This window comes from Pseudomonas sp. NPDC087346 (assembly GCF_044744235.1).
Taxonomy (GTDB): Bacteria; Pseudomonadota; Gammaproteobacteria; order Pseudomonadales; family Pseudomonadaceae; genus Aquipseudomonas.
Genome location: NZ_JBIUXX010000017.1, coordinates 26,182 through 52,816 on the forward strand (window position 1 = coordinate 26,182; position 26,635 = coordinate 52,816).

The window sequence follows — 26,635 nt, forward strand, 5'->3', positions numbered from 1 at the left end:
ATCTTCTTACACTAAAGGGATGGAGGGCGGCCCCGTGAGTCGCCCGAGCAGCCCTCATGGCCGCATGCGAACGAGCATTCTACCCGGAAACGGTGGTGAGGAAAGTGGCGATGTTCCACGATACTGGCACTGCGCGTTGACGGGGCTCACTTAAAATAGGGGCGTTTTGCTCAACTTCAAGCCGTAGCTGGAAGAAGTTAGTTGTTGATTTAATGGGTAAAGCAGTGACAAAAGCAATGGGCGAGTGATTTAGGCGCTTTCTGCTACCATGGCGTTTCTGTTACTTCAGGTGTTCGATCATGGCATTTCGCCCTCTTACGGCCAGAGCACCCGCCGTTCTGCTTCGCGAAGCCAAGCCGCTCAAGGCCATACTTGGCCACGCCCAACGACTCGGTCATCTACAGCGTTTACTCGAAAGCCAACTGCAACCCGCCGCCCGCGAACATTGCCATGTGGCATCGTGGCGCGAAGGCAATCTGCTGCTGATTGTTACTGACGGCCACTGGGCAACGCGCCTGCGTTACCAGCAAAAACGCCTGCAACGGCAGTTGCAGGTGTTCGACGAGTTCGCCAGCCTGACGCGGATTCAGTTCAAGGTCCAGCCACCGACGGTTCAGCGCGGGGCTGTCGGGCATACGATGGATCTGTCGACGGTTGCGGCAGCGACGATTCAGTCGACGGCTGACGGGATCAGTGATCCGGGGTTGCGAGCGGCGCTGGAACGTCTGGCGGCGCACGCCAAAGACAAAACCTGACACAGACCAAAACCTGTAGGAGTGAGCCTGCTCGCGATGACGGTGGATCAGTCGACATCATCGTTGACTGACAGACCGCTATCGCGAGCAGGCTCACTCCTACATTAGATCAGCGGCGTTTGCTGCCACCGAGCAGGGAGCCCATCAGGCCGCGCACCAATTGTCGGCCCAATTGATTCGCCGCCTGGCGCATTGCCGACTTGAGCGCCTGCCCCGCCGCAGTGCCGAGGAATTCGCCAGCCTTGTCCGCCAGACTCGGCTCTTCGGCCGGCGCTGGCACTTCAGCCTCCGGCGCCAACCCCTTGCGCCCCATCAACACTTCATAAGCCGACTCCCGGTCAATCGGCTTGTCATAACGGCCCTTGAACGGCGAACCGGCAATCAGCATCGTGCGCTCGGTTTCCGTCAACGGCCCGATGCGCGATTGCGGCGGCGCGACCAGCACGCGCTGGACCATTTCCGGGGTGCCTTTTTCCGCAAGCGTGCCGACCAGTGCCTCGCCGATCCCCAGTTCTGTCAGCACCGACAAGGTATCGAATGCCGGATTCGGCCGGAAGCCATCTGCCACCGCTCGCAAGGACTTCTGCTCCTTGGCGGTGAACGCGCGCAAACCGTGCTGAATACGCAGCCCCAGTTGCGCCAGCACATTGTCCGGCAGGTCACCCGGTGATTGCGTGACGAAGTACACGCCGACACCTTTGGAACGAATCAGCCGCACCACTTGCTCCAGCCGATCCTGCAACGCCTTGGGCGTATCGCCGAAGAGCAAATGCGCCTCATCGAAAAACAGCGCCAGCAGCGGTTTATCGGCATCGCCGCGCTCCGGCAACTGTTCGAACAGTTCCGCCAGCAGCCATAACAGGAAAGTCGCATAGACCTTCGGCGCCTCATGCACCAGACGGCTGGCGTCCAGCAGATGAATGCGCCCGCGCCCATCGGCGGCCGGTTGCAGAATGTCTTCCAGTTGCAGCGCCGGCTCACCGAACAAGGCTTCGGCGCCCTGCTGTTCAAGGGTCGCCAAGCGGCGCAACAGCGCCTGACTGGAGCCGGTGGTCATCAGCGCGGCGTCCTCACCCAGCAATTGCGGGTTCTCCCGGAGATGATTGAGCAGCGCTTTCAGGTCTTTCAGGTCCAGCAGCAACAGGCCTTCGCGATCCGCCACTTTGAAGGCGGCATACAACGCCGACTGCTGGCTGTCCGTGAGTTCCAGCAGACTGCCGATCAGCAACGGGCCCATTTCGCTCAAGGTTGTGCGCAATGGATGACCGGACTCACCGTGAATGTCCCACAAGGTCACCGGATACGCCTGCGGCTTGTAGTTGAGCCACGGCATGCCGGCGATGCGCTCGGCGACCTTGCCTTGCGGGTTGCCGGCGGCGCCGAGGCCACACAGATCACCCTTGATGTCAGCGGCGAACACCGCGACTCCGGCATCGCTGAATGCTTCGGCCAGGCGCTGCAAGGTCACCGTCTTGCCGGTGCCGGTGGCGCCTGCGATCAGCCCGTGCCGGTTCGCCAGGCGCATGGCCTGAGCAATCGGCTGCCCTGCGAGATCGGCGCCGATAACGAGTTGCGAGGAGTCAGGCATTTTGTCACCTATGGTTAATCTTTAATCCGTTATGGCCGATAGATAAAGGCGAGAACCCGACTGAAAAGTCGTGTCGGACATTTCCCTAAGGAGAGACGGAAATATCGGTTTTTTTCACCCTTGCCCATATTGCGCGCCTTTATAAAAGCACGCCCAGGACATTAAGACCTTAGCGGAACCCCAAGCCATGAACAAAAATCTGCGCTTCAGCCATAAAATTTTGCTTGCCGCCGCTCTCATCGTCATTGCCGCCTTCGCCTCGTTTACGCTCTACAACGACTGGTTGCAGCGCAATGCGATCCGCGATGACCTGAACAATTACCTCAACGAAATGGGCGAAGTCACCGCCGGCAACGTCCAGACCTGGCTCAGCGGACGAATCCTGCTGATCGAGAACCTGGCCCAGAACCTGGCGATCAACCCGGAACAATCCAATGTCGCCGCCGTACTGGAACAGAAAGCCCTGACCTCGACCTTTATGGCGACCTACCTCGGCGACGCCACCGGTCACTTCACCATCCGCCCGGATGTGAAAATGCCGGACGGCTTCGATCCACGCGTCCGCCCTTGGTATAAAGGTGCCGAAAACAGCAGCACCTCGACCCTGACGGAACCCTACATCGACGCGGCCACCGGTCAGTTGATCATCTCGATGGCCACCGCCGCGAAAAAGGCCGGCCAGAGTGTTGGCGTAGTGGGCGGTGACCTGAGCCTGCAAACCCTGACCGACACCCTCGCCGCCCGTGATTTCGACGGCATGGGTTATGTGTTCCTGGTCAGTGCCGACGGCAAGATCCTCGTACACCCGGATAAATCCTTGATCATGAAGTCGCTGAAAGAGGCGTATCCGCAAGACACCCCGCGCATCAGCAGCGATTTCAGCGAAGTCCAGGTCGATGGCAAAACCCGCATCGTCACCTTCACCCAGATCAAAGGCCTGCCGTCGGTGAACTGGTACATCGGTCTGTCGGTGGATAAAGACAAAGCCTTTGCGATGCTCAGCCAGTTCCGCACCTCGGCAGTGATCGCCACCGTGATTGCCGTGGCGATCATCATTGCCCTGCTCGGCATGCTGATCCGCATCCTGATCCAGCCACTGCACGTCATGACACGGGCGATGGAAGACATTGCCGACGGCGAAGGCGATCTGACCAAACGTCTGACCATTCAGAGTCAGGACGAATTCGGCATGCTCGGCAATGCATTCAACCGTTTCGTCGAGCGCATTCACGGCTCGATCCGCGAAGTGTCCTCGGCGACCGGGCAAGTCAACGAAGTCGCCCTGCGCGTGGTCGCGGCCTCGAACTCGTCGATGTACAACTCCGACCAGCAAGCCTCGCGCACCAGCAGCGTCGCCGCCGCAATCAACGAACTGGGTGCCGCAGCCCAGGAAATCGCGCGCAATGCCGCACAAGCCTCGAACCAGGCCAGCGACGCCCGTGGCCTCGCCGAAGACGGCCAGCAAGTGGTGGATCGCAGCATCAAGGCGATGAATCAGCTGTCGAGCATGCTCAGCGCGTCGAGCAGCAATATCGAATCGCTGAACAGCAAAACCGTGAACATCGGGCAGATTCTGGAAGTGATCACCAGTATTTCCCAGCAGACCAACCTGCTGGCGCTCAACGCCGCGATTGAAGCGGCGCGCGCAGGTGAAGCCGGACGCGGGTTTGCCGTGGTTGCCGACGAAGTCCGGAACCTGGCGCACCGCACTCAGGAATCGGCGCAGCAGGTTCAGAAGATGATCGAGGAGTTGCAAGTCGGCGCCCGCGAATCGGTGAGCACCATGAGCGAGAGCCAGCGCCACAGTCAGGACAGCGTAGAAATCGCCAACCTCGCCGGCGAGCGCCTGAACAGCGTGACCCAGCGTATCGGCGAAATCGACGGGATGAACCAGTCGGTAGCGACAGCAACCGAAGAACAGACCGCGGTGGTGGAATCGATCAACGTCGATATCACCGAGATCAATACGCTGAACCAGGAAGGTGTGGAAAACCTGCATGCGACGTTGCGTGCGTGTTCCGATCTGGAGCAGCAGGCTTCGCGGTTGAAGCAGTTGGTCGGTAGTTTCCGCATCTAGCGTCTGATCTGCCTCAATCGCCAACAGGCTGGCTCCCACAAGCGAACTGTGGGAGCCAGCCTGTTGGCGATTGGGGATCGCAACGCACCGAAAAACCTGACAAACATCCACCGCGTAATCCCGACCGAACATCCATTGCGGATAAAGGTCAACCAAGGGAGAACAATGCAGCGGAGGGATGACCATCGTGCACATCGCCGACATCACCATGTTCTACGCCCCGGCCAGCGGTGGCGTGCGGACTTATCTGGATGCCAAACACCGGCGTCTGGGGCTCAAACCCGGCATTCGCCACAGCCTGTTGATCCCCGGCGCAGACTTCAGTGAACACGATGGCGTTTACACGGTTCCCGCCCCTGCCCTGCCCTTCGGCAAAGGCTATCGCTTTCCGCTGCGCCTGGCCCCTTGGCGAAACGTCCTGCAGGATTTGCAGCCAGATCTGATCGAAGTTGGTGATCCGTACCTCACCGCGTGGGCGGCGCTGGATGCCCGGCGCCATCTCGATGTGCCAGTCATCGGTTTCTATCACTCCGATCTGCCGCTGCTGGCGAGCAATCGCATGGGCCAGTGGGTCACGCCGAATGTCGAAGCCTACGTCAGCAAGCTCTATGGCAATTTCGACCGGGTGCTGGCGCCGAGCCAAGTGATGGCCGACAAGCTCAGCGGGCTCGGCGTGCGCAATGTGTTCGTGCAGCCGCTTGGCGTCGACCTGCAGACATTTCACCCGAATGCCCGGGATAATCGCCTGCGCGCGCATTTAGGGATTGCCGAAGACACACGCCTGCTGATCTTCGCCGGGCGCGGCTCCAAGGAGAAAAACCTGCCGGTGCTGCTCAAGTGCATGAAACGACTTGGCCCGCGTTATCACTTGTTGCTGGTCGGTTCGTCGATGCCCGCTGTGGTGCCGGACAATGTCAGCGTGATCGACGAATTCTGTCCGGCACAGAAAGTCGCGCAACTGATGGCCAGCGCCGACGCGTTGCTGCATGCCGGCGATCAGGAAACCTTCGGTCTGGTGATCCTGGAAGCCATGGCCTGTGCGATTCCGGTAGTCGCGGTGGCGGCTGGGGCTTTTGAAGAAATCGTCAATGATTCCTGCGGTTTGCTCTGTGCACCGAATAATCCGCAGGCCATGGCCAATGCCGTGCGCGAGCTGTTCAGTCGCGGCCGCACCCAACTCGGACAACAAGCCCGGCGCCATGTCGAACAGCATTATGCGTGGGATACGGTGGTCGACAGTTTGCTGGGGCACTATCACGCGACGCTCGGCCATTCGACTGCGTTGGTGGCCAATGGCTGAACTCCTGAATCCACCCGCACTGTTGCTGGTGTTGCACGACGTCGCTCCAGAAACATGGGCTGACTATCAGCCATTTGTCGAAGCCATCGATGCGCTCGGCGATGTGCCCATGACCTGGCTGGTGGTACCGGACTTCCATCGAAAAAACGCCCTCGACGAACATCCTCAGTTTTGCCGAATGCTCAGCGAGCGTGTTGCCGGGGGCGATGAATTGGCCCTGCACGGTTTTTTTCATGATGATCCAGACCCTGGCCCAACTTCGCCACGCGACTGGTTCATGCGCCGGGTCTACACCCATGAAGGCGAGTTTTATCAGTTGTCCCGTGAAGCGGCACTTGCCCGTCTGCGCGCCGGTATCGAACTGTTCCAGCACCAGCAATGGCCGTTGCAGGGTTTCGTCGCCCCGGCCTGGCTGATGAGCGACGGCACGCGCCAAGCGTTGCGCGAATTGCCGCTACGCTATACCAGCGACCCGCAGCATCTTTATCACCTGCCGGATTTCACTCGTATCGACGCTCCGGGGCTGGTCTGGAGTGCGCGCAGTGCCTGGCGGCGTGGCGTGTCGAAGGTGCTTAGCGAGCAACGCCAACACGCTTGGCGCGAGGCACCGGTGATTCGCTTGGGTCTGCACCCGGTGGACATGCGCCATCGGTTTTCCCGAGACTATTGGCTGCAAACCCTTACAAACCTGCTCGCTGAAGGACGCGTGCCGATGACCAAGTTTGACTGGATTACCCGACAGCGCCGGCCATTGGGACGTGCTGCATGAGTCGCGGCATTCTGTTGTTGATCGGCCTGCTCGCCGCAGTGCTGATTCCGGTGTTGCTCGGCGGCAGTGAAACCTGGTCGCGCCTGCAAAGCTTTCCGCTGCAATGGTTGTTGATCATGTTCGGCATGATTTTTCTTTGCTGGGGCATCAACACCTTGCGTCTGCGGTTGCTGCTGGGGGATCAGCGCGAACGGGTCACGCCGATCAAAAGTCTTGGTGTGGTGATGGCGGCGGAATTCGCCTATTGCGCCACGCCCGGTGGCAGCGGCGGCCCGCTGACCATCATGGCGTTGCTGGCCCGCAGCGGCGTGCGACCGGCCCGGGGCAGCGCGGTGTTTGCGATGGATCAGTTGAGCGACCTGCTGTTCTTTCTCTGCGCCTTGAGCGGGATATTGATTTACGCACTGTTCCAGCATGTCAGTGATCGGATGGAATGGATGCTGACCGTCAGCGCCGTGTCATTGTTCGGTGGGTTGTTCAGTTGCGTGTTGATCGCGCGTTATCACCGGGCACTGATTCGTCTGAGCGGTCGGCTACTGGCCAGAATGAACGTCAGCCCCGGCACGCGGCGGCGCTGGGCGCGCAAGTTGCTGCACTTTCTGGCGGCGTTCACCGACACGTTGAAGTTACCGTGGCAGACCTTGATCAAAGTATTCGCCCTGACTTGCGTGCATTGGCTGCTGCGCTACAGCGTGCTGTATCTGGCGTTGCGCGGACTGGGCGCGGATTTGCAATGGGCCTGGAGCTTTTTGATCCAGATGCTTTCGCTGGGTGCGGGGCAATTCAGCCTGTTGCCGGGTGGCGCGGGGGCGGCGGAATTGACCTCGGCGGCGCTGTTGGCGCCCATGGTCGGGAAGTCCACGGCGGCAGCGGCGATTCTGATCTGGCGGGTGGTGACTTATTACTTCTATCTGCTGGTCGGTGGGCCGGTGTTCTTATTGATGCTGGGGCGGCCGTTGTTGAAGAAGTTGATGAGTGTGCGGCGGGCGTGAAAGATCAAAAGATCGCAACCTGCGGCAGCTCCTGCATTGAACTGCGATCCTTTCAAGTCGACTTGGCGTCCTCCGCGGACTCAGGTTTGACCTGCTCCCACAAATCAGCAGCACCGGGAAACTCGGTACCGTCCTCCGGGCTCATGTCCTCGGGGTCATAACGACTCAAACAGCCCTCCCCCAGCGTGGCGGGTGCTTTGGAAGTGGCTTTGTCCAGTGGATCGGTCACGGGCATTTTCCTCGGGGCTGAAACGGCAAAGGGCCTGGAACGATTGAACGCCCAGGCCCTTGCTTTTTCAACAGCAGAATTTCAAACGTGTGCGGATCAGAACACCACGGTCTTGTTGCCGTGCACCAGCACGCGGTCTTCCAGGTGATAACGCAGACCACGGGCCAGCACCATCTTCTCGACGTCACGGCCGAAACGCACCATGTCTTCGATGCTGTCGCTGTGGCTGACGCGTACCACGTCCTGCTCGATGATCGGGCCGGCATCCAGCTCTTCGGTCACGTAGTGGCAAGTCGCGCCGATCAGTTTCACGCCGCGCAGCGACGCCTGATGGTACGGCTTGGCACCGACGAACGACGGCAGGAAGCTGTGGTGAATGTTGATGACTTTGTGTGCGTATTCGCGGCACAGCGACGGCGGCAGGATCTGCATGTAACGCGCCAGAACTACAACTTCGGCATCGTGCTGTTTGACCAGACGCGAAACTTCGGCGAACGCCGGCTCCTTGTCCTGCGGATTGACCGGAACATGGTAATAAGGAATGCCGTGCCACTCGACCATGCTGCGCAGATCGTCGTGGTTGGAAATCACGCAGGAGATTTCGCAGTCCAGTTCATCGCTGTGCCAGCGGTGCAACAGGTCCGCCAGGCAGTGGGATTCACGGCTGGCCATCAACACCACGCGTTTTTTCTGCTCGGTGTCGGTGATGCGCCAGTCCATCGAAAACTCTTCGGCGATCGGCGCGAACTTCTCGCGCAGGACTTCAATGCCGAACGGCAAAGAGTCGGCACGAATTTCGTGACGCATGAAGAACCAACCGTTCTGATTGTCCGAGTGGTGGCTCGCTTCGGTGATCCAACCGTTGTGGGATGCCAGAAAGTTACTGACTTTGGCAACGATGCCAACGCGGTCAGGGCAAGAAATCACCAACCGAAAGGTGCGCATGGGGGGAAAACTCCAGAACTTCGCAAAGGCGGCCATTCTAGCGATTGTGCGCAAAAACTGCAGTAATGATGACCACAACCCTTGCGCCATCGCGGCTCACGTCTTTTTGACGCAGGCTAGCGCCAGACTGATGGCGCCCTAATGGCACACTTCCAACAGGTAATTGTGAATATTCGTGATGACTGCATCACACTATTTAACTGAATATTCAATTTACGGCAGTATCTCGAAACTTATTTAAATAAAAACTCCGGTTAAATGTTTACTTGATGAAACAGCCTGACTATTATTGCTGCACTGTCCCCCTGCCATTCAACACCTACACATAAGGTTGTTCCCATGTCCTTGATCAACGAATATCGCGCCACCGAAGAAGCTATCAAAGAGCTGCAAGCCCGTTTGAAGAACCTGTCGGAAGACGACAAACTGCAAGCCGAGCTGGAATTCGAAGGCAAACTGCGCACCCTGATGGGCGAATACTCCAAGTCCCTGCGCGACATCATCGCTCTGCTGGACCCGGAATCGAAAACCAAGGGCACTCGTGGCGCTGCTGTAAAAGCAACCGGCACCAAGCGCGCTCGTAAAGTTAAACAATACAAAAACCCGCACAACGGCGAAGTCATCGAAACCAAAGGTGGCAACCACAAAACTCTGAAAGAGTGGAAAGCCAAGTGGGGCGGTGACGTGGTTGAAGGCTGGGCTACCCTGCTGGGCTAAGCCGCAACACCCGTCGCAGACTGATCCGCGACTCATGAAAAACGCCAGCTGATGCTGGCGTTTTTTTATGCGCGCAATTCACTGCGCAACATGTTCGATTTCAAAGATCCAAACGTTTGCGTAATGCCTCGACATAATCCTGCCACTCATCAAGCACCTGCTTCTGCATTGGTGTGGCACTAAGCGTCCATTGGGCTGTGGCCTCGGCAAAAGAACTGAGAGTATTGGGTGCACCCCACTCGGGGTCAGACAAACGCTGCTGACAAAATACTCTCCAGCGTTCTTGCTCTTCGAAATTCAACGTTTGCGGAAAGTTGCGAGCGCGATATCGAAACAATAATTCAGGCAAACGTTCATCATCGAAAGGCCATTGCTCTTGCGCTAATTGTGCAGGGTCTGCGGTTCTGACTTGCTCACATAGACGACGGTCCCGGTCACCGATAAATCCATCGTATAACTGCTGTTCCGGATCTTCGCTCGGGGTGAAATCTTCAGTGGCATAAATCGCCGCTACTTTATCTTTCCAAACTTGTTGTGCGTCACTTAGCCGCAGCGCTCGCGCCTGATAGAGCGCCATGTCCAGACCGAGTCGCTGTTGGTCATCGGCGCGCAACACCGACAACGGTGCCACCACCGGGCATCGATTGATGTGAATCAGCTTGAGCGGTACCGGCAATTCACCTTCGGCCAAGTCATCTCGACGGGTGTACAGACGCTCGCGCAGAGCCTGCGCGTCCAGGTCCAGCAAACCCTGCGGATCAAGATGCAGATCGCAGACGATCAGCGCATTGCGGTTTTTCGGGTGCCAGGCCAGCGGCAGGACCACGCCGACATAGTGGCGTGCCGCCGAGAAGCGTCCGGAGATGTGCACCATCGGCTGCAACAGCCGAATCTGATCCATCACCTTCTGCTTGCTGCGCAGTTGAAACAGCCAGTCATACAGCTTGGGCTGCTTTTCGCGGATCAACCGCGCCAGGGCAATAGTGGCGCGCACGTCAGACAACGCTTCGTGGGCATGACCATGATCGATGCCATTAGCGGCCGTCAGGCGTTCGAGTTTGAGGGTCACGCGGCCCTCGTCATCGGTCGGCCAGTTCAGACCGTCCGGGCGCAAGGCATAGGCGGCACGCACCACATCGATCAAGTCCCAGCGACTGTTACCGCCCTGCCATTCACGGGCGTAAGGATCGAAAAAATTCCGGTACAGACTGTAGCGGGTCATCTCGTCATCGAAACGCAAGCTGTTGTACCCGGCGCCGCAAGTCGCGGGCGCTGCGAGTTGCGCATGCACGCGAGTCATGAAATCAGCTTCGCTCAAGCCACGTTCGGCGAGCTGGCCGGGGGTGATGCCGGTAATCGCGCACGCAGCGGGATGCGGCAGGATGTCTTCGCTGGGCTGGCAGTAAAGATTGACCGGCTCGTCGATTTCATTGAGGTCGTGATCGGTGCGGATGCCCGCCACTTGCAATGGGCGGTCGTTGCGCGGATTGATGCCGGTGGTTTCGTAGTCGTACCAGAAGATTGAAGTCACGGGCGGTTCCTGAACTGAAGATCGACGAAGTCTAGGCGTTCGACCGCTGTCGCGGCCAGCGATCTGTCCATTCAATCACTGCGCGCAACATGATGTGCAATACATACGCCTTGCAATACATAGTTATGTCGTTTCCCCCCGAGAGGCTGCTAGCATCGGACGAACTTCGAATCCCGATCAGGCCACATCAGGTAGCCCATGCTCGAGAACACAGCACCGCCACGGAAAGCCATGCTGAACCCGCCACTGGACACGCGGCATCAGGTCGAGACGCCGGAAGGCATCGACTTGCCGCTGCGCCCAGCCGGTTTGATGGTGCGCTCACTGGCGTTCACCATCGACCTGGGTATTCGCGGCGTCATCCTCGGCGTGCTGTTTATCGCACTGGCGTTTCTCGGCAAGCTCGGTATGGGCCTCGGCTCGCTGCTGCTGTTCTTGGTCAGTTGGTGGTACATGGTTTTGTTCGAAGTGCTGCATCAGGGGCGCTCGCCGGGCAAGCAATGGATGGGGTTGCGGGTGGTGCACGACGACGGCACGCCGGTCGGCTGGTCAGCCTCGCTGCTGCGTAATCTGCTGCGATTCGTCGATCTGCTGCCGTTCGGCTACTTCCTCGGCGCCATCAGTTGCCTGCAACATCCAACGTTCAAACGTCTCGGTGACATCGCCGCCGGCACCTTGGTGGTCTACAGCGAACGCCCGCTCACCCGACCGCAACTGCCCGACGCCGAACCGCGTCGCAGCCCTGTCCCGCTGACCCTCAGCGAGCAACGCGCATTGCTTGGTTTTGCCGAACGTCAGGGCGAATTGTCAACGGCGCGGGTCAACGAATTGGCCGCGCTGCTGGCCCAGCCTCTGCACATCAGCGCACCGAAAGCCGTCACAGAACTCAATGGCATCGCTCGCGGCTTGTTGGGCCCGACATGAAGCAAAGCCTTTTCGAAACCCGCCACAAGGCCGAATGGGAGCGTTTCACGCTGGCTCTCGAACGTCTTGAACGAGGCAAGGAAACGTCACAGGTTGGCGGTTTCCCCAAAGCCTATCGCCAACTCTGCCAACATCTGGCGCTGGCCGAAGAGCGCGGCTACAGCAGCTTTCTGATCGACTCGCTGCAACAACAAGTCTTGCGCGGCCATCAACAGCTTTATCGCCATCGCAGTCGTTTCGGCGCCAACTTTCTGGGTTTCATTCTCGCCGACTTCCCTCGACTGGTGCGTGCCGAATGGCGTTTTGTGCTGGCGGCCGGCCTGCTGTTTTTCCTCAGCCTGATCGGTTTCGGGGTGATGGTGTATCTGTTCCCGGAGCTGGTTTACAACCTGATTCCCGCCGAACAACTACGCGAAATGCAGGGTATGTACGACCCCGCTGCCGGCCATCTCGGACGCTCCGCCGAGCGCGCCGCCAGCGAAGACTGGGTGATGTTCGGCTACTACGTGATGCACAACATCGGCATCGCCTTTCAGACGTTCGCCAGCGGATTGCTGTTCGGCCTGGGCAGCGCGTTCTTCTTGCTCTACAACGGCCTGATCATCGGCGCGGTGGCCGGCCATCTCACCGAAATCGGCTTCGGCCAGCCCTTTTGGTCATTCGTGATCGGCCACGGCGCTTTCGAGCTGACGGCGATTGCGCTGGCCGGGGCGGCGGGACTGGAACTGGGCTGGGCGTTGATCGCACCCGGGCGCCTGACTCGTGGTGAAGCGTTGCGACGGGCAGCGCGCAAGAGCGTCCTGCTGGTGTGCGGGGTGATGTTGTTCTTGCTGATTGCGGCTTTTATCGAAGCTTACTGGTCGTCGAAAACCGGGGTTACGCCGCACACCAAATACCTGGTCGGCACCGCACTCTGGGTGGCGGTGGCGAGTTATCTGCTGTTCGCCGGAAGGAGCCACCATGCGCCTGAGTGACGCGACCGTGGTGATCCGCCCGCGCACGACCTGGGAAGCCATGGATCTGGGCGTGCTAATGAGCCAGCAACATCGGCGTCTGCTGATGACCAGTTGGGCGATCGTGACCCTGCCGCTGTTCGCCTTGCTCAGCCTGTTGCTGTGGGATCGACCGTCGCTGGCGATTTTCATTTTCTGGTGGCTGAAACCGGCCTACGAACGCCTGCCGTTATACATCCTGTCGAAAGCGCTGTTCGGTGAAACACCGACGCTCAAAGAAGCGTTGCGTCAGTGGCCACGGTTGCTCAAACCGCAATTGCTCGCGAGTCTGACGTGGCGCCGGCTGAGTTTCAGTCGCAGCTTTCTGTTACCGGTGGTGCAACTCGAAGGCCTGAGCGGCACTGCCCGTCAACGCCGTTTGCAGGTATTGCTGCAACGCAATGCCGGCGCCGCGCAATGGCTGACCATCATCGGCGTGCATCTGGAAACCGCGCTGTGGATCGGGCTGATGGTGTTGTTCTACATGCTGCTGCCACAGCAGATCGAAACCGACTGGGACTGGCAGACGCTGGTCCTCGCGAGCGGTCAGGAATGGCGCTGGCTCGAGCACCTGACCAATGCTTTTTACGCTTTGATACTGGTGGTCTGGGAACCGATCTACGTCGCCTGCGGTTTCAGCCTTTATCTGAACCGGCGTACATCGCTGGAAGCGTGGGACATCGAATTGGTGTTCCGCCGCTTGCGCCAGCGCCTGAACAGCAGCGCAGTCGCGGTGCTGCTGGCGGTCTGTCTGTTGCTACCGAATGTGCAATCGGTCTGGGCCGCTGATCCCGCAAGTGCTCCCGAGGCACCACGCCTGTTGCACCAGCCACTGACCAGTCAGGCGTCTCGCGACAGCATCAAGACGTTGCTTGAACAACCACCGTTCAAAAATCCGCAAACCGTTACGCGCTATCGTTTTGGCGACGACCCGGCAGCTCCGGCCAAAAACGAAAACCCGGGCGCAGCGCCGCAGTGGCTGAAAACTCTACTGGGTTGGCTCGACGGCCTGCATTTGAATGTCCTGGCGAAAGTCATTGAAGTGCTGTTGTGGGGCGCACTACTGGCAGCACTCGGCTGGCTGATCTGGCGCTATCGTGAATTGCTGCAAGCATTCGTCAGTCGCCGCCCGAAACTGCCTGTTCGCAGCAAAAAACTGCTGCCGCAACAGGCGTTCGGACTGGACCTCGCCCGTGAAAGCCTGCCCGACGATATCGCCAGCAGCGCCGAGCAGCTCTGGCAAACCCAACCACGTGCGGCGCTGGGTTTGCTCTATCGAGGCCTGCTCAGCCATTTACTGCACGACTTCGACCTGACACTGAAACCCGCCGACACCGAACATCAGGTGCTGACCCGCATCGAACAGTTGCAGCGCCCGCAACTGCTTGCCTACAGCCGTAACCTGACCTGCCACTGGCAAAACATGGCGTACGGGCATCGCGTTCCGGCGGCACATCTGCAACAGGAACTCTGCGATGGCTGGCGCACCCTGTTCGACCACGCTGCCCGACATTGAACCGGCGTACGGTGTGCTGGGTTGCCGCGCTGATCGTGGCGCTGCTGGCTGCCTTGAGCATTTATCTGTATCTCAAGGCCCAGCCCTATCAGGAAGTAATCAATCACGGCCCGTCTCCGGCGGCGCAAGCCAATCCTTATCTGGCGGCGGAGATGTTCCTGCGGGGTCGCAGCATCAATATCACCCATGCCGAAAGTCTGGCAGTGCTGCCCGACATCGATCCCCGTCAGCACACGCTGTTGTTGTTCGGTGAGCGCTCGAGAATGACCCCGCGTCAGGTCGATCAAGTCTTGAACTGGACCCGCGCCGGCGGGCGATTGGTGTTCGTCGCCGAAGCGCTGTGGGACGAACAGGCAAAACAAAGCAACGACCTGCTGCTGGACCGGGTGCAACTGCATCAGTCCTTGAGCAAGGATCTCAAGGACCCGCCGGCAGATCTCGCCGACGATCCTTATCCGAATCTGACCAAGCTGTATCTGGAAGATGAAGACGCGCCCGCCTACGCCAATTTCGACACGGAGTTTCACCTCGACGATCCGAAAAACCTGGTGCAAGCCTGGGCCAACAGCGGCAAAGCCACGCACATGATGCAACTGGCGCACGGCCTCGGTTCGATCACCGTGGTCACCGATGCCGACTTGTGGAAAAACCGCACCATCGATCAATACGACAACGCCTGGCTACTCTGGTATCTGACCGCCGATACCGACGCCACGCTGATCTTCAACACCGACCACGACGGCTTGTTGACCCTGCTCTGGCGCTACTTCCCGCAGGCCATCGTCGCCCTGCTCGCGTTGATCGGCCTGTGGCTCTGGCACGTTGGCGTACGCCAAGGCCCCTTGCAGGCACCGGCTCCCACCGGACGTCGCCAGTTGCAGGAACACTTGCGCGCCAGTGCCGATTTCATCCTGCGCCACAACGGCCAGCAAACCCTGGTGCAAGCCCTGCAACAGGACGTGTTGCGCCGCGCCCGCCGCCGTCATCCCGGTTTCGACCAATTGAACGTTGCCGAGCAATGGCTGGTGCTGTCGCGCCTGACCCGGCAACCGACTCGCGCCATCAGCCAGGCCCTGAGCCCCGCGCCGAAACAACGCATGTCCCATGCTGCTTTCAGCCGTCAGGTTGCCCATCTGCAAACCTTGAGGAATTCGCTATGAGTGAACAGATCGAGCCCGGCTCGGCCAGCCATGCCGCACAGCAGCGCCAGCGCGCCAGCCAACTCGCGCAAGCGGTGCGTAACGAATTGCGCAAAGCGGTGATTGGCCAGGATGCCGTGGTCGATGATGTGCTGACGGCGCTGATCGCCGGGGGGCATGTGCTGCTTGAGGGCGTCCCCGGCCTGGGTAAAACCCTGTTGGTGCGGGCGTTGGCACGCTGCTTCGGTGGCGAGTTCGCGCGCATTCAATTCACCCCGGATTTGATGCCCAGCGATGTCACCGGCCACGCGGTGTACGACTTGCACACCGAGCAGTTCAAGCTGCGCAAAGGCCCGTTGTTTACCAACCTGTTGCTGGCCGACGAGATCAATCGTGCACCAGCCAAGACCCAGGCGGCATTGCTCGAAGCGATGCAGGAGCGGCAAGTCACCCTCGAAGGCCGGGCCCTGCCCATCGCCCAACCATTCATGGTGCTGGCCACGCAAAACCCGATTGAACAGGAAGGTACGTACCCACTGCCGGAGGCCGAACTCGACCGTTTCATGCTCAAGGTGCGCATGGATTACCCCGATGCCGGGCAGGAGCTGGACATGGTGCGTCAGGTCAGCCGCTCGACCCGTGGCGACATGCTCGATGTGCAACCGCTGCGCACCGTGCTGCAAGCCAAGGATGTGCAAGCCCTGCAACGCATCGCCAGCGATCTGCCGCTGGATGATCAAGTGCTCGATTACGCGGTGCGGCTGGCCCGCAGCACCCGCACCTGGCCCGGTCTGACCCTCGGCGCCGGGCCGCGCGCCTCCATCGCACTGGTACGTTGCGCCCGCGCCCGGGCCTTGTTGCGCGGTGGTGAGTTCGTGATTCCGGACGACATCAAGGGTTGTGCGCTGGCGGTGCTGCGTCATCGCGTGCGCATTTCGCCGGAGCTGGACATCGACGGCCTGGAAGTGGATCAAGTCCTGCAACAGCTGCTCGACCAGATCCCGGCGCCGCGTCTGTGAAACCGTCACGGCTTCTACTGATCTGGCTGGCCGCCCTGCTCGCCATCGGCATCGTGTCGGGTACGCTGCAAGCGTTGCAAGTCGAGATTCCGTCGAGCCTGTTGTCGGTCAACTGGGGCTTGCTGCTGGCGCTACTCGCCCTGGCAATCATCGACGCCGTGCGCCTGAGGCGCTTGCCCTCGCCACGTGTAACCCGGCAAATGCCCGGCAACCTGGCGCTCGGTCGCTGGGGTGAAGTGCATCTGCAAGTCAGTCACGAGTTTGCCGAACCGTTGCGAGTCGAGTTGTTCGATCATGTCCCGGACGGCCTGAACACTGAAGACCTGCCATTGACCGTCGAGCTGCAACCAGGTCAGCACAGCCAAGTCAGCTATCGCCTGCGTCCGCTCAAGCGCGGTCACTTCCTGTTCGAACAGTGCGAAATAAACCTGCCGAGTCCGCTGGGTCTATGGTCAGGCAAACGCCTGTCGCCGGTGCAGGACAGCACCCGCGTCTACCCGGATTTCGCCCGACTGTACGGCGGTGAATTGCTCGCCGTGGATAACTGGCTGAGCCGACTCGGTGTGCGCCAGCGCCAACGTCGCGGGCAAGGACAGGAGTTTCACCAGTTACGCGAATTCAGAGAAGGCGACAGCCTGCGCCAGATCGACTGGAAGGCCACCGCCCGCCAGCGCACACCGATTGCTCGCGAGTATGAGGATGAACGCGATCAACAGATCATCTTTCTGCTCGATTGCGGCCGGCGCATGCGTAGCCAGGACGACGAACTGTCCCACTTCGACCATGCGCTGAATGCTTGCCTGTTGTTGAGTCATGTGGCGCTGCGTCAGGGCGATGCCGTCGGGCTGTGCACGTTTGCCAGCGATCAGCCGCGATATCTGGCGCCGATCAAAGGTGCCAGTCAGCTCAAGGTCTTGCTCAACGGCGTTTATGACCTCGATAGTAGTCAGCGTCCTGCCGATTATCCGGCTGCCACCAACCTATTGCTGGCCCGACAGAAACGTCGGGCATTGGTCATTCTGTTGACCAACCTGCGTGACGAAGACGACGAGGATCTGCTCGCCAGCGTCAAACGTCTAAGTCAGCAACATCAGGTGCTGGTGATCAGTTTGCGCGAGGAAACCCTCGACCGCGTGCGTCATACACCAGTGCAGACCTTACCCGATGCGCTGGCTTACTGCGGCACGGTGGATTATCTCAATGCCCGGGCGGAATTCCACGAACGACTGAGCGCTCATGGAGTTCTAGTGCTGGATGCAAGCACCCAGCGACTGGGGGTCAATCTGGTAACGCGATATCTGACCTGGAAAAGGACGGGGGAATGATAACTGCGCATAAATAGTATTTTATTACTAACAACACATGAATAACTTTACGAATTCCAATCAGCGCTCAGACAGTGCTTCCGTCGTATCTGTTAACAATCCACATTCTGACGTACCCATCTGTTCGAATAATGACTTCCCCATTTGAAAGAGTGTTCTCATAGCCAGGGGTAGGGGAGCCCCTATCGATGCTGACCTGAACTCCAGAGGATGGTGTTTTGAGAAAGGAGGACATCGCTCGAATTCCATACACCCACTGTGGTGGATTTCCCGGAAAAACGTCAACTGGTTCCTGCCAGCGCTCAGCAGTAACCAAATTATGCCCAAGAAACGCAGGCAATTGCAGGGAGTGCTTTCCCCAACCCGGTATCGTTAGTTGCAGCGAAAAGGACCCCGCATTCGTGCTTTCCGTGCAATCCAGTATCCAGCTTACGCCACCCGGATTCAGCTGCTGAGCGTCCTCCAGAGGCGGTCTCACTGTCACTCCGAGATCTGTTGCGGACTGACCACTCCATGTCAGTTTCACATCCATCCCCAATAGAATGCTGTTCGGCGTAGGTAGTATGGTAACGGCATGTGCGGTACCGAGGCAGGGAAATACTGTCCCATCTCCAAACTTCATTTCGAAGGTGTCGAACAACACCTCGACTGCTCCAGAAAAACTAACCATTTGACCTGATAAAGGTCGGTCAGGGAGATCCGGACTGGTCAACTTCAATGTGAAATCGCCGCTTTTCCCTGTATCAAGGGAAGAAAGAGACCAGCATACAGGGGCTCCATCCACAGGTTGTAGGACACTTGGAAGTGGATCAATTTTGAGGCCAAGTTCCTCCGCGCCACGCAGCTCTCCCAGAGCAATACTGACCCAGCCTATCAACCAACTGTATTTATTGACTCTCAGCTCCAACTCGTAGGTTTCTCCGGCCGATAAGTTCAGCTTCCCATCCACCAGATCCACTTCTCGATCATTCAGCCAAAGTGTGAATTCCTGCAACCACGTATCCGAATTCGGTACTGCTGAAAACTCCATGATTTTCACCTCCCAACCGCCGTACCCTCCACGAACCGTGGCTTGGAGAATTCCTTTTCTGATCGGAGGAAGCCTGAACACCACCCTGGCTTTGCCATCTATATCTGTTTTCGTCGAAGCAATTTTGATTCCTGGGTATTCCCACATTACTTCGACATCGGATAGAGGCTGCCCCGTCATCGCCGACACCAGCGTAGCCTCCGCCGACATTTCCTTGCCGGGATAGCCAATTGGATCAGGGCTGGACAGCGCCTGAATTTCTCGAGGCTCTTGCAATGTAAAGGACAGGGCAACCGACTCCGAATACAGCACATCTCCCACTGTCACTGTCACCACCGCGGCACCTGGTGTGTGAGGTTTGAAGCGCAAAGTGGCCACACCATAGAAGTCGGTCAGACTGGTCACCGTTCCGAGATCGTCATTGCGCCAGGTGACCAGTACCCCCGCGATGCCTTTACCAGTGGTAGATGAAACCACTGTTATCCGCTCGACGAGTTCCTGCTCCCACTCCAGAACCTGCTGAAGGCGACTGCCGGCGATGATTTTCAAAACCTGCTCGCCTACCCCCAATGACATTGCATTGGCTGGTGATAACCGAGCCAGACGTTCTGCACTCAGGCGGAGTGCAAAACCGCCATCCTTCAAATTGCCGCAACGTAAGGCATAGCGAAATCCCAAGGGATTTGGCCGATGCGGCACGCCCAGCGCGGGCTCGAAACCCAACCCCAGTTCAGCAGGACCGGTACCGGTCAACCCCAGGGTCAGCTCTTGCAGCAACAACGGGCTTCCTTCTTCGATCAACAGCTCAAGGACATGGGTGCCATTACGTCTTGGAAAATAGGTGCGACTACCCCAAGGCTGCTCGTCGTGACCATCAAAACGCACCCGCACTGTTTCCCAAGGATCACGAGCCAATGCGCTGACTGTCAGAGAGTGCTGCTCTTCGTAGCCGTCGAAAGGGCTGACTACATTAGCCGTAACAATGTGTGGTCCTGCAGTTGTTGGTGCCAGACCAAAGCCCGACCAGCCGAGATCATCGGTGGCGACGGAGTTCGAGTCGGCCGCCGTTTTCCACTGCACCGCAGTCTGCGTGGCTGCTTGTCCGGTGAACGCCGAAACCACCTTCACCCAGCTCCAGGCTTCATCCTTGTAGATAACGGCATCAGTAGCAGACTCGCGCCAGTCTTCAATTCTCAGTTTGTTATGGCCGAGACGCATCGGATTGGCCGATGTAGATACCGCCAACGCAGGTAAATAGAGCCCCGCCTGGAACTCGCCAGTAGCCTTGCTTGAGGTGAAATCCAGCGTCCATCCGACGCCCCCGTCACTGAGTGTTTGGGCTTCATCAAGCGGCGGCTCGACCCCAGCGCCCAGCTCCTCAGGCGGTGTCCCCAGCCACATCAGTGTTACCTGCAAACCCACCAGAGGGCTCAGGGCATTAGGCAGATAACGCCATGCGTGTCGGGCGCCAATACAGGGAAAAAATGTCTGGCTCGTCTGCATGCCTGCCACCTGATCAAGCATCGCAGTGAGTTCATCTTCCAGTTGTGCAGAAATCAGTCGTCCGAACAACTCACGTGGCAACTCGAGCACCGGGCTACTCAAGGTCAAACTGAACAGGCTGCTGATGCTCGACGCGGCCTGTGAAGAGAACGCCCACTCAAGGCCTATAGCTTCCAGTTTTTGCGGCACGCCAATATCGGCCACGGTCAAGCCGATACCCGGGTTATCTTCGCGCCATTGCAATGTCAGCAACTGATTGAGTAAAGAACTACCGACCGCTGGTTCAATCCTCAGCGTGTGTGAGGTTCCTCGCCTGCACAACAATCCCAACTCGACCAGATCGACTTCAACGCCGTCAAACAGGATGCGCACCTGATTTTTCCAGGGACTGCTCGCCAACGCCTTCACCGCGAACGGCCGCTCTACCGCAACCGCGTCGGGGTGAGCCCTGACGCTTGCGGTTACCACCAGATCGCCGGAGTTGACTGGCTGATAAAGCACGCTGGCCCAACCACCGACTCCGCTGCGGGTCGATATCTCGCCCTCGGGGGTCAGCCAGTTCACCTGTGCATTGTTGACCGGGTCTCCCTCCCCGTTGGCAACCATATGCAGCACTTGCACTCGTAGCAGAACGCTTTCGCGCTCGTCCACCACTGGAAACTTGTTAGCCTCCTGCACTTCGCCGATGCGCACCACATTGCGTGCCAGTGACATTGGCTTTTTGCCAGAGGGCAGCAGCAACTTCGAACACACAAACTGCAATTCAAAACGACCGTCGAGCACATCCCTGCAAATCAATTGCCAAGGTAAATCCAGGCCATCGACAGGCACCGATTCATTCAGCTTCGGCAGCACTTGCACACCCAATTGATCTGCGGAGTCGCCTTGCCAGCGCAGCGCCAGTTCGGTGTGGCGCAGCACTTCGGGTACTCTCACCATCAAAGAATAGGTTGAGCCACGATTGGGGTAACCGGTCTTTTGTGTCCACGGCAACGCGTTGCCCTCGACCACCGCCATTAGCTCGTTCCATGGATCGGTTTCCAGTACCGAGACATCCAGCGTGGTAGTTGCAACGCCATCGGTATAGTAGGGGCTGGCCACCGAGGCTTTGATAGAGAACTCGCCCCAGGATGCTGGCAGGTAATCAAAGTAAGCCCAGCCTTCGGGGTCAGTCGGCGTAGTGCCCAGAATCTCTTGCCCCTCGATCGTCCATGTCACCGTGCGCCCAGCGAGATATTGACCGGTGTACCAGGACGCAACTCTTACTCCCAGGCGCACCGATTGTTCCAATGCCAGCACCGGGTAATACGCCGCCTCCAATACGTCACGAAATACCAGGCGGTGGTGGCCCAGCGAAACCTGCATCGGGTAGGATTCGGCGGTGTACTGATTGACCAGATTGAACTTGAACAGATATGGGTCCTGATCACCGAGCATTGGGCATCGGAGAGTCCAGGGTAAATCCAACGATTGATTTACACCCCATTCAGGTGTGGAAATGACAGCGCCTTGCGGGTTGTCATCGCTGGTCAATGCCGCCTTGGTGTGTATCCAGGGACTGTCCGGCTCCGGCACGAATTCGAGCCGATGCTGAAACCCGCTATCCGCGCCCAGGCACAGGTACACCGTTCGGCCGGGCGACAAAAGTTCCTCATCCAGCTTCACCGTCTGCAGCGCCACCGGGGCCAGATGCAAGGTCAGGTAAATACGGGTTATCAAGACTTTCAGTTGATAATCACTGGGGTTGGCGTTGTATGGGGCGATCACACTGACGCGTATCTTGTCCAGGCGTTGCAGCGGCAGATCGAAAGGAGCGCTGTAACTGACGGGTTCGAAGACCAGCGGCTGTCCGCTGTCGATGCGCGCCTTATCCTCCTCAAGATTGCGAGGGCTGCCCGGGGGCAATTGAATTTCCCTGAGCAGTGTCCCCTCTGCATCAGTTATAACCAATAGCGCCGGTTCGGTGTGACGCGTCTCATACAGGCACTTCATCTCGTACCGGGCATTGTCGCCGGCGCCCACCGGTATCGTGAGTTCTTGCCAGATCGAGCCCAGATTGCCGGCGGAAAGCAACTTGATCGGCGTGCCTTCATAGATCTCACTTACGACGGTCACTTCCCGCGGGTTCACGCCTTTCGTCCAGGAAGTGGTGCCCAGAGTGAAATCACCGTTGAGGACCAGACTGTCATTGGCCTGAATGACTGGACTATTCATGATGGCCTGCTCCTTTGGCATTGCGTTGCTGACGGGAAGACATTGCCCGCGTAACCAGATCCTTGACCGCCAGAGTGAACGTCGGCTCACCGGCCTTGGCCGTGTAACGGATGCGCACAATGACGTCTGTGACCGAATTGAGCATCGATTGCTGCGGCTCGTTTTTTGGCCATGGAAAGTACAACTGCCAGCGGGATATAGCCCCGGTATTCTCAAACGGATTGAGCAACCCCTCGTCTGGTTTGATGGCGGCCATACCGTTGTCGGCCACCCCCGCCGACAAGCCGATCTGCTGGCCACTGCGCAGATTGAACTGCACATCGGCAGGGGCCACCGCGCCTGAGGGTTGATGCAGATATTCGACCGAACGTGCCGTTGCCTGCGTGGCAGTCATGCTGCCGATCTGCAGCAGAGTAGCCTGTACATCCTGATAAGCCCCGACCAACACTGGCAGGTCAACCTCTACCAGATTGATCAGCCGGCAATATTCCCCCGGATGATCGCGGTCAAACATCAATTGCGTCAGATGAAACTCGAGAGAGCCCTTGTCTATCAAGTCGGCCAGCGCTTGCGACCAGTTGGAGAAACCCGCCTGCGGGTCATCCGTATCCTCGAACAAACGGCGCAGCGAGACAGTTTTGACCCGTTCCAGACGCCGCTCATGACTTTGCAGATACTGGCGATCCATACGCAGCAAATACTCGCGCAAGTGTTCGCCCGCCGTCAGGCCATGACGATTGTCGAGCCAGACCTGGGGCAAGGCTTCGACCGTATCGTAATCGCCGGTTTCGGCGCTCATCGAAGAACGGGCGCTGAGGCACAGACTGACCACTGCGTCATAGGCCTGATAGTGCAAAGCCTTGAGTTGGCCCAGCAGCCAACCAAACAACTCGGCGTTGCTGGCACGCTTTTTCAAGTAGTTGTAAAGGGCCAAAGCCTGGCTGTTGGCCCTGAGGGTTTGCTCAAGACTGGCTTTGGCCGCTCCCAGCGCAAAGCCCTGCGCTGTAATCTGTTCATCGATTGCACGAACCTCTGCTCGCGCTTGATCGCGTTGCAACTCCCACTCTCTGCGCCGCTGACTATAACTTGCGGTGAGCGCTTGTTTATCCGCGTCCGTCTGCAAGACCATGGCGCTGATTTGCAAACCGAAGACCACTGCATCGGTAATTGCTTCGTAGCGCATGCCACCGGCGGCCATGCCAAAAATATTCGGCGCCTGTGCCAGCGCCGCTCCACCGCCTTTTATTGCCGTAGTAGCGACATTCAACCATTTGGCTGCCTGCAGTTTTTCCATGACCTGATATTCGTCATCGGTCACGTTTGTCTCATACCAGGCTTGATAACGATCGGCTCGTTCCTGTGCCATGGCACGGCTCTGCCCCAGAGCCGTTACAGTCGCTTGCAGTTGCGCAAGCGACTGTTCCTGAACGATACGAGCGTAATCTCCCAATTCCTTCAAATGGTCTTGCTGCAACTCTTCCTGTTCAGCCCGGTCACGCTGCTCAAGCAGGCGTAATACCTGACTGCCATATTCCTGCAGGGTTTGTACGGCACGTAACGCTGATTCATAAGTGACGCGCCAACGAAAAGCCCCTACCACCAGACGACCGCCCAAAGGTCTTGGCGCCCCCGCACCGCCAGTGGCCAGATCGCGCAACAACTGATTGGGATCAGTCGGCGGACTGAACAGCGGAATGTTCAACGGTTTACCGTCGAGCGTCAGGTTGTTGCGCAAATTGTTCAGACGCTGGCCGGGCAAACCGAAGAGGCCAAGCAGTGGTTCGTTGATTGGCATCTTGAAAGGCCCGTTAGCCAGAAGCCCCATCAGTGGCGGAGCTTCAGCGGCCGGAGGAAAGTCAGCCAGGGAAAATAAAAAGCTGCTTTCAAACAGTTCCAGCGCTGGGCGTGTCGAGCTTTTTGCCAGCAAGCTTGCAACTGTCTCAGCCTCCCAGCGGGTGACCGCACGCGCCGAGGGCGGCTTACCCATCAGGAATTCGGCCTGCACGTAACACAACTTCGCTGCCACCAAAGCATCCCGGGTGAGTTGCCGGTAATGCCAGTCCCCCCAATCGATCAGGTTTTTTACATACTCGGTGAACACCAGGATCCGGTAGTGCCGGGGCGCGGCGTAGGCTATTGCGTCCGGGTCCGTCGACATCTGCGCTTCGTGGCCCGGACTGCCTCCAGCGTCCAGTGGACGACAGCGCCAGTAAAGCGGTTTCTGCGGCTCGTCACTTGCCGCGGCTTGTGGGTCGAACAGATAATGCAGCCAGTTCTGAGCTTCCAGGTATCGATCTTCGGCGCGAAGACGTGCTGCCACCAGATGCGGCAGATGAAAGAATAGCTCCCAGAAATACAGGCCGTTGGCGCCATTGAACGCCCCGTTCGGCTCTGAAATCGCGCCTGAGGCAGGTGGCGGCTCTGCGAGGAACTGGGTGTTCCAATCGAGCACGGCATCGACGGAGATGTTGGCGCGTTGTACCAGTTCCGGGCCGAACAGCGAATTCATCCGTACACGTTCGAGCATACCGGGCTGCCTGAACGCGATAAATTGCGCTGCGTCCAGGGTGTTTTTTTCCAGCGTCGGCGTTACGAAACGCGAGATAGCAGTTAGCGATACGGCAAAGGTCCTGGTCCCGTGTGTGATGTTTCCAAAGGTAAACACGGCCGGGGTGGTGAATCCTCCCCGGGCTCGTTTGGCCTTCATCCAGTCTGTGGCCCAGCCGCCTGCAATAGGTTGCGTTTCCTTAATCGGAGGATCATCGCCCTCCGCGCTGTCAGTGAGCTTCAACTCAAAATCAGCAGAGCCGGTAATGGTCTCACTTCTCCGGCGGCACAGCGCTCTGACCCACAGAAGATCCTCGTCCCCCGATTCCGAAAATACCGCTTGCAGCGCGTAGTAGGGTGCCAAGACTCCCGAACTCGCGGTTATGGCAACCACCGGCTGGTTTTTGGGCGTCAAAGGATGCTGGATGATCAAGGCATCGGTGAAGCGATGATCAGCCAAATGCTCGAGCCAACCGCCATCGTCTTCGGATAGTCGTCGAAAAAGCACATCGCGGGCTGTATGGACATTCAGAGTGCCGACCTCGGTCTTGCCATTGGTGAGCAGCACACCGAGCCTGCCCTTGGGGTGAATGTCATCGGTTAATGTCGTCGCGACCAACCGCGCGCCGGCACTGGAATCCTCGGCTTGATCGCTGCTGTACAAACTTAATGGCGCCGACCATTCTGCATCCTGATTCAAATACGCCAGATTGATGTCCAGCTTGTGTGGCACGTACTCTTCGATTGTCTTGCCATCCACCCGGTCGCGCCACTCGGCCCATACCAGGCACAAGCGCCCGCTCCAGAAGACCGGGCGTATATCCAGAACCCTTGGCCCTACAGGAATATCGACCGGTTGCCATTCACCCCACGCTGCAGGATTGATCTCCTCGCTGCCGGATGTAAGCTCGATGTCTGCCTCGCGCCAGAAATACTGGAAAGGCTGTACGCGCTGGCGACCAATAAAATAGTAAGTTGCGCGAGTCGGTGAATCGCCGTACAGGAAGGCGCTGATGACCTCCAGATTGCAGATCTGCTCAAACTCTTTGAGGTAACTCTGCATCGCACGTTGCACGGAGTCATTACTCAAGCGCGCTTGATTGAGATTATTCTCGAGGTCTTTGAACAGACGCGTCTTGCGTCGTCGTACAAAGGGGTTGATGTAGTTCTCCGGGTAGACAGCGATCATCATGAGGGCAGCCCAGTCAGGGTAATTGCTGTACTGCTCCCAGAGTTTCAGATGCGTCTTGTCGAACTCGACGGTTTCATAGCCAGGCTCAAGTTTACGATAGGCCGCATGGATGAATTGCTGTGCACAACTGGTCGCCTCGGCCACCCATGAACTTTGCACCGGATAGTTGTCGAGCGGGTCCATACGCAGCAATTCGAACAGATCTGCCGGGGTTCTCAGAAAAGGATATCTTTCCTTGGCTGCCTGTCCGATGCAGTACTCGACCAGAGCTGTGCGGCGTTTTTCAAGCAATTCAGCAAGATTGCTTTGAGTCATGACAATGTCTCCATTG

General features: G+C 58.4%; 18 protein-coding genes and 1 pseudogene. 13 read left to right on the forward strand and 6 right to left on the reverse strand.

The genetic code is table 11. From position 1 onward, the window contains the following. Positions 1–299 precede the first annotated feature (299 nt). Positions 300–755, forward strand: coding sequence for a DUF721 domain-containing protein (locus ACIOZM_RS12875; RefSeq protein WP_401214101.1), 456 nt, complete (start codon positions 300–302; stop codon positions 753–755). A gap of 109 nt (positions 756–864) precedes the next feature. Here the strand turns inward: ACIOZM_RS12875 and ACIOZM_RS12880 are convergent, their stop codons facing one another. Further along, a complete protein-coding gene (locus ACIOZM_RS12880) occupies positions 865–2,343 on the reverse strand; it encodes a helicase HerA-like domain-containing protein (RefSeq protein ID WP_401214104.1) in 1,479 nt (492 codons plus the stop codon). A 187-nt stretch (positions 2,344–2,530) separates the two neighbouring features. On the opposite strand from ACIOZM_RS12880, the pseudogene ACIOZM_RS12885 reads away from it, so the two are divergent. The 5 genes and pseudogenes from ACIOZM_RS12885 to ACIOZM_RS12905 all read left to right on the forward strand — a co-directional run. After that, a pseudogene (locus ACIOZM_RS12885) lies at positions 2,531–3,562 on the forward strand (cache domain-containing protein); the annotation flags it as partial. A 93-nt stretch (positions 3,563–3,655) separates the two neighbouring features. Next, the gene (locus ACIOZM_RS12890; RefSeq protein ID WP_401214249.1) at positions 3,656–4,420 is read left to right on the forward strand and encodes a methyl-accepting chemotaxis protein; all 765 of its coding nucleotides are present in this window, start codon (positions 3,656–3,658) and stop codon (positions 4,418–4,420) included. Positions 4,421–4,598: 178 nt separating this feature from the next. Beyond that, on the forward strand, positions 4,599–5,720 hold the full coding sequence (locus ACIOZM_RS12895) for a glycosyltransferase family 4 protein (protein WP_401214106.1): 1,122 nt from the start codon (positions 4,599–4,601) through the stop codon (positions 5,718–5,720). After that, positions 5,713–6,489 carry a DUF2334 domain-containing protein gene (locus tag ACIOZM_RS12900; protein WP_401214109.1) on the forward strand — a complete coding sequence of 259 codons (777 nt, stop codon included), beginning with the start codon at positions 5,713–5,715 and terminating at the stop codon, positions 6,487–6,489. Before ACIOZM_RS12895 ends, ACIOZM_RS12900 begins: the two co-directional genes overlap by 8 nt. Further along, the gene (locus ACIOZM_RS12905) at positions 6,486–7,481 is read left to right on the forward strand and encodes a YbhN family protein (protein WP_401214111.1); all 996 of its coding nucleotides are present in this window, start codon (positions 6,486–6,488) and stop codon (positions 7,479–7,481) included. The genes ACIOZM_RS12900 and ACIOZM_RS12905 overlap by 4 nt, the downstream gene beginning before the upstream one ends. 52 nt (positions 7,482–7,533) lie before the next feature. Here the strand turns inward: ACIOZM_RS12905 and ACIOZM_RS12910 are convergent, their stop codons facing one another. Together ACIOZM_RS12910 and purU are read right to left on the reverse strand one after the other, a co-directional pair. Continuing rightward, positions 7,534–7,710 carry a hypothetical protein gene (locus ACIOZM_RS12910; RefSeq protein ID WP_401214114.1) on the reverse strand — a complete coding sequence of 59 codons (177 nt, stop codon included), beginning with the start codon at positions 7,708–7,710 and terminating at the stop codon, positions 7,534–7,536. 96 nt (positions 7,711–7,806) lie between these two features. After that, positions 7,807–8,655, reverse strand: coding sequence for a formyltetrahydrofolate deformylase (purU, locus tag ACIOZM_RS12915; protein WP_401214117.1), 849 nt, complete (start codon positions 8,653–8,655; stop codon positions 7,807–7,809). Positions 8,656–8,994: 339 nt separating this feature from the next. Here purU and mvaT point away from each other — a divergent pair, with 339 nt between their 5' ends. Next, positions 8,995–9,372, forward strand: coding sequence for a histone-like nucleoid-structuring protein MvaT (gene mvaT, locus ACIOZM_RS12920; protein WP_401214120.1), 378 nt, complete (start codon positions 8,995–8,997; stop codon positions 9,370–9,372). Positions 9,373–9,472: 100 nt separating this feature from the next. Here the strand turns inward: mvaT and sbcB are convergent, their stop codons facing one another. Next, entirely contained in the window at positions 9,473–10,903 is a 1,431-nt protein-coding gene (gene sbcB / locus ACIOZM_RS12925; RefSeq protein WP_401214122.1) for an exodeoxyribonuclease I, read from the reverse strand. A gap of 198 nt (positions 10,904–11,101) precedes the next feature. Here sbcB and ACIOZM_RS12930 point away from each other — a divergent pair, with 198 nt between their 5' ends. The 6 genes from ACIOZM_RS12930 to ACIOZM_RS12955 are packed head-to-tail and all read left to right on the forward strand — an operon-like array spanning position 11,102 to position 17,818. Then, positions 11,102–11,827 carry an RDD family protein gene (locus ACIOZM_RS12930; RefSeq protein ID WP_401214124.1) on the forward strand — a complete coding sequence of 242 codons (726 nt, stop codon included), beginning with the start codon at positions 11,102–11,104 and terminating at the stop codon, positions 11,825–11,827. Continuing rightward, positions 11,824–12,801, forward strand: coding sequence for a stage II sporulation protein M (locus tag ACIOZM_RS12935; RefSeq protein ID WP_401214127.1), 978 nt, complete (start codon positions 11,824–11,826; stop codon positions 12,799–12,801). The genes ACIOZM_RS12930 and ACIOZM_RS12935 overlap by 4 nt, the downstream gene beginning before the upstream one ends. After that, positions 12,788–14,335, forward strand: a complete 1,548-nt coding sequence (locus ACIOZM_RS12940; protein ID WP_401214129.1) for a DUF4129 domain-containing protein — start codon at positions 12,788–12,790, stop codon at positions 14,333–14,335. Before ACIOZM_RS12935 ends, ACIOZM_RS12940 begins: the two co-directional genes overlap by 14 nt. Beyond that, positions 14,332–15,495, forward strand: a complete 1,164-nt coding sequence (locus ACIOZM_RS12945; protein ID WP_401214131.1) for a DUF4350 domain-containing protein — start codon at positions 14,332–14,334, stop codon at positions 15,493–15,495. The genes ACIOZM_RS12940 and ACIOZM_RS12945 overlap by 4 nt, the downstream gene beginning before the upstream one ends. Then, positions 15,492–16,493, forward strand: coding sequence for an AAA family ATPase (locus ACIOZM_RS12950; RefSeq protein ID WP_401214134.1), 1,002 nt, complete (start codon positions 15,492–15,494; stop codon positions 16,491–16,493). The genes ACIOZM_RS12945 and ACIOZM_RS12950 overlap by 4 nt, the downstream gene beginning before the upstream one ends. Beyond that, positions 16,490–17,818 carry a DUF58 domain-containing protein gene (locus ACIOZM_RS12955; protein WP_401214137.1) on the forward strand — a complete coding sequence of 443 codons (1,329 nt, stop codon included), beginning with the start codon at positions 16,490–16,492 and terminating at the stop codon, positions 17,816–17,818. Before ACIOZM_RS12950 ends, ACIOZM_RS12955 begins: the two co-directional genes overlap by 4 nt. A gap of 67 nt (positions 17,819–17,885) precedes the next feature. Here ACIOZM_RS12955 and ACIOZM_RS12960 read toward each other — a convergent pair whose 3' ends face one another. Both ACIOZM_RS12960 and ACIOZM_RS12965 read right to left on the reverse strand, forming a co-directional pair. After that, positions 17,886–22,565, reverse strand: coding sequence for an Ig-like domain-containing protein (locus ACIOZM_RS12960; RefSeq protein WP_401214140.1), 4,680 nt, complete (start codon positions 22,563–22,565; stop codon positions 17,886–17,888). Next, complete coding sequence (locus tag ACIOZM_RS12965) at positions 22,558–26,619, reverse strand: neuraminidase-like domain-containing protein (RefSeq protein ID WP_401214143.1); 4,062 nt, start codon at positions 26,617–26,619, stop codon at positions 22,558–22,560. The genes ACIOZM_RS12960 and ACIOZM_RS12965 overlap by 8 nt, the downstream gene beginning before the upstream one ends. Positions 26,620–26,635: the final 16 nt, after the last annotated feature.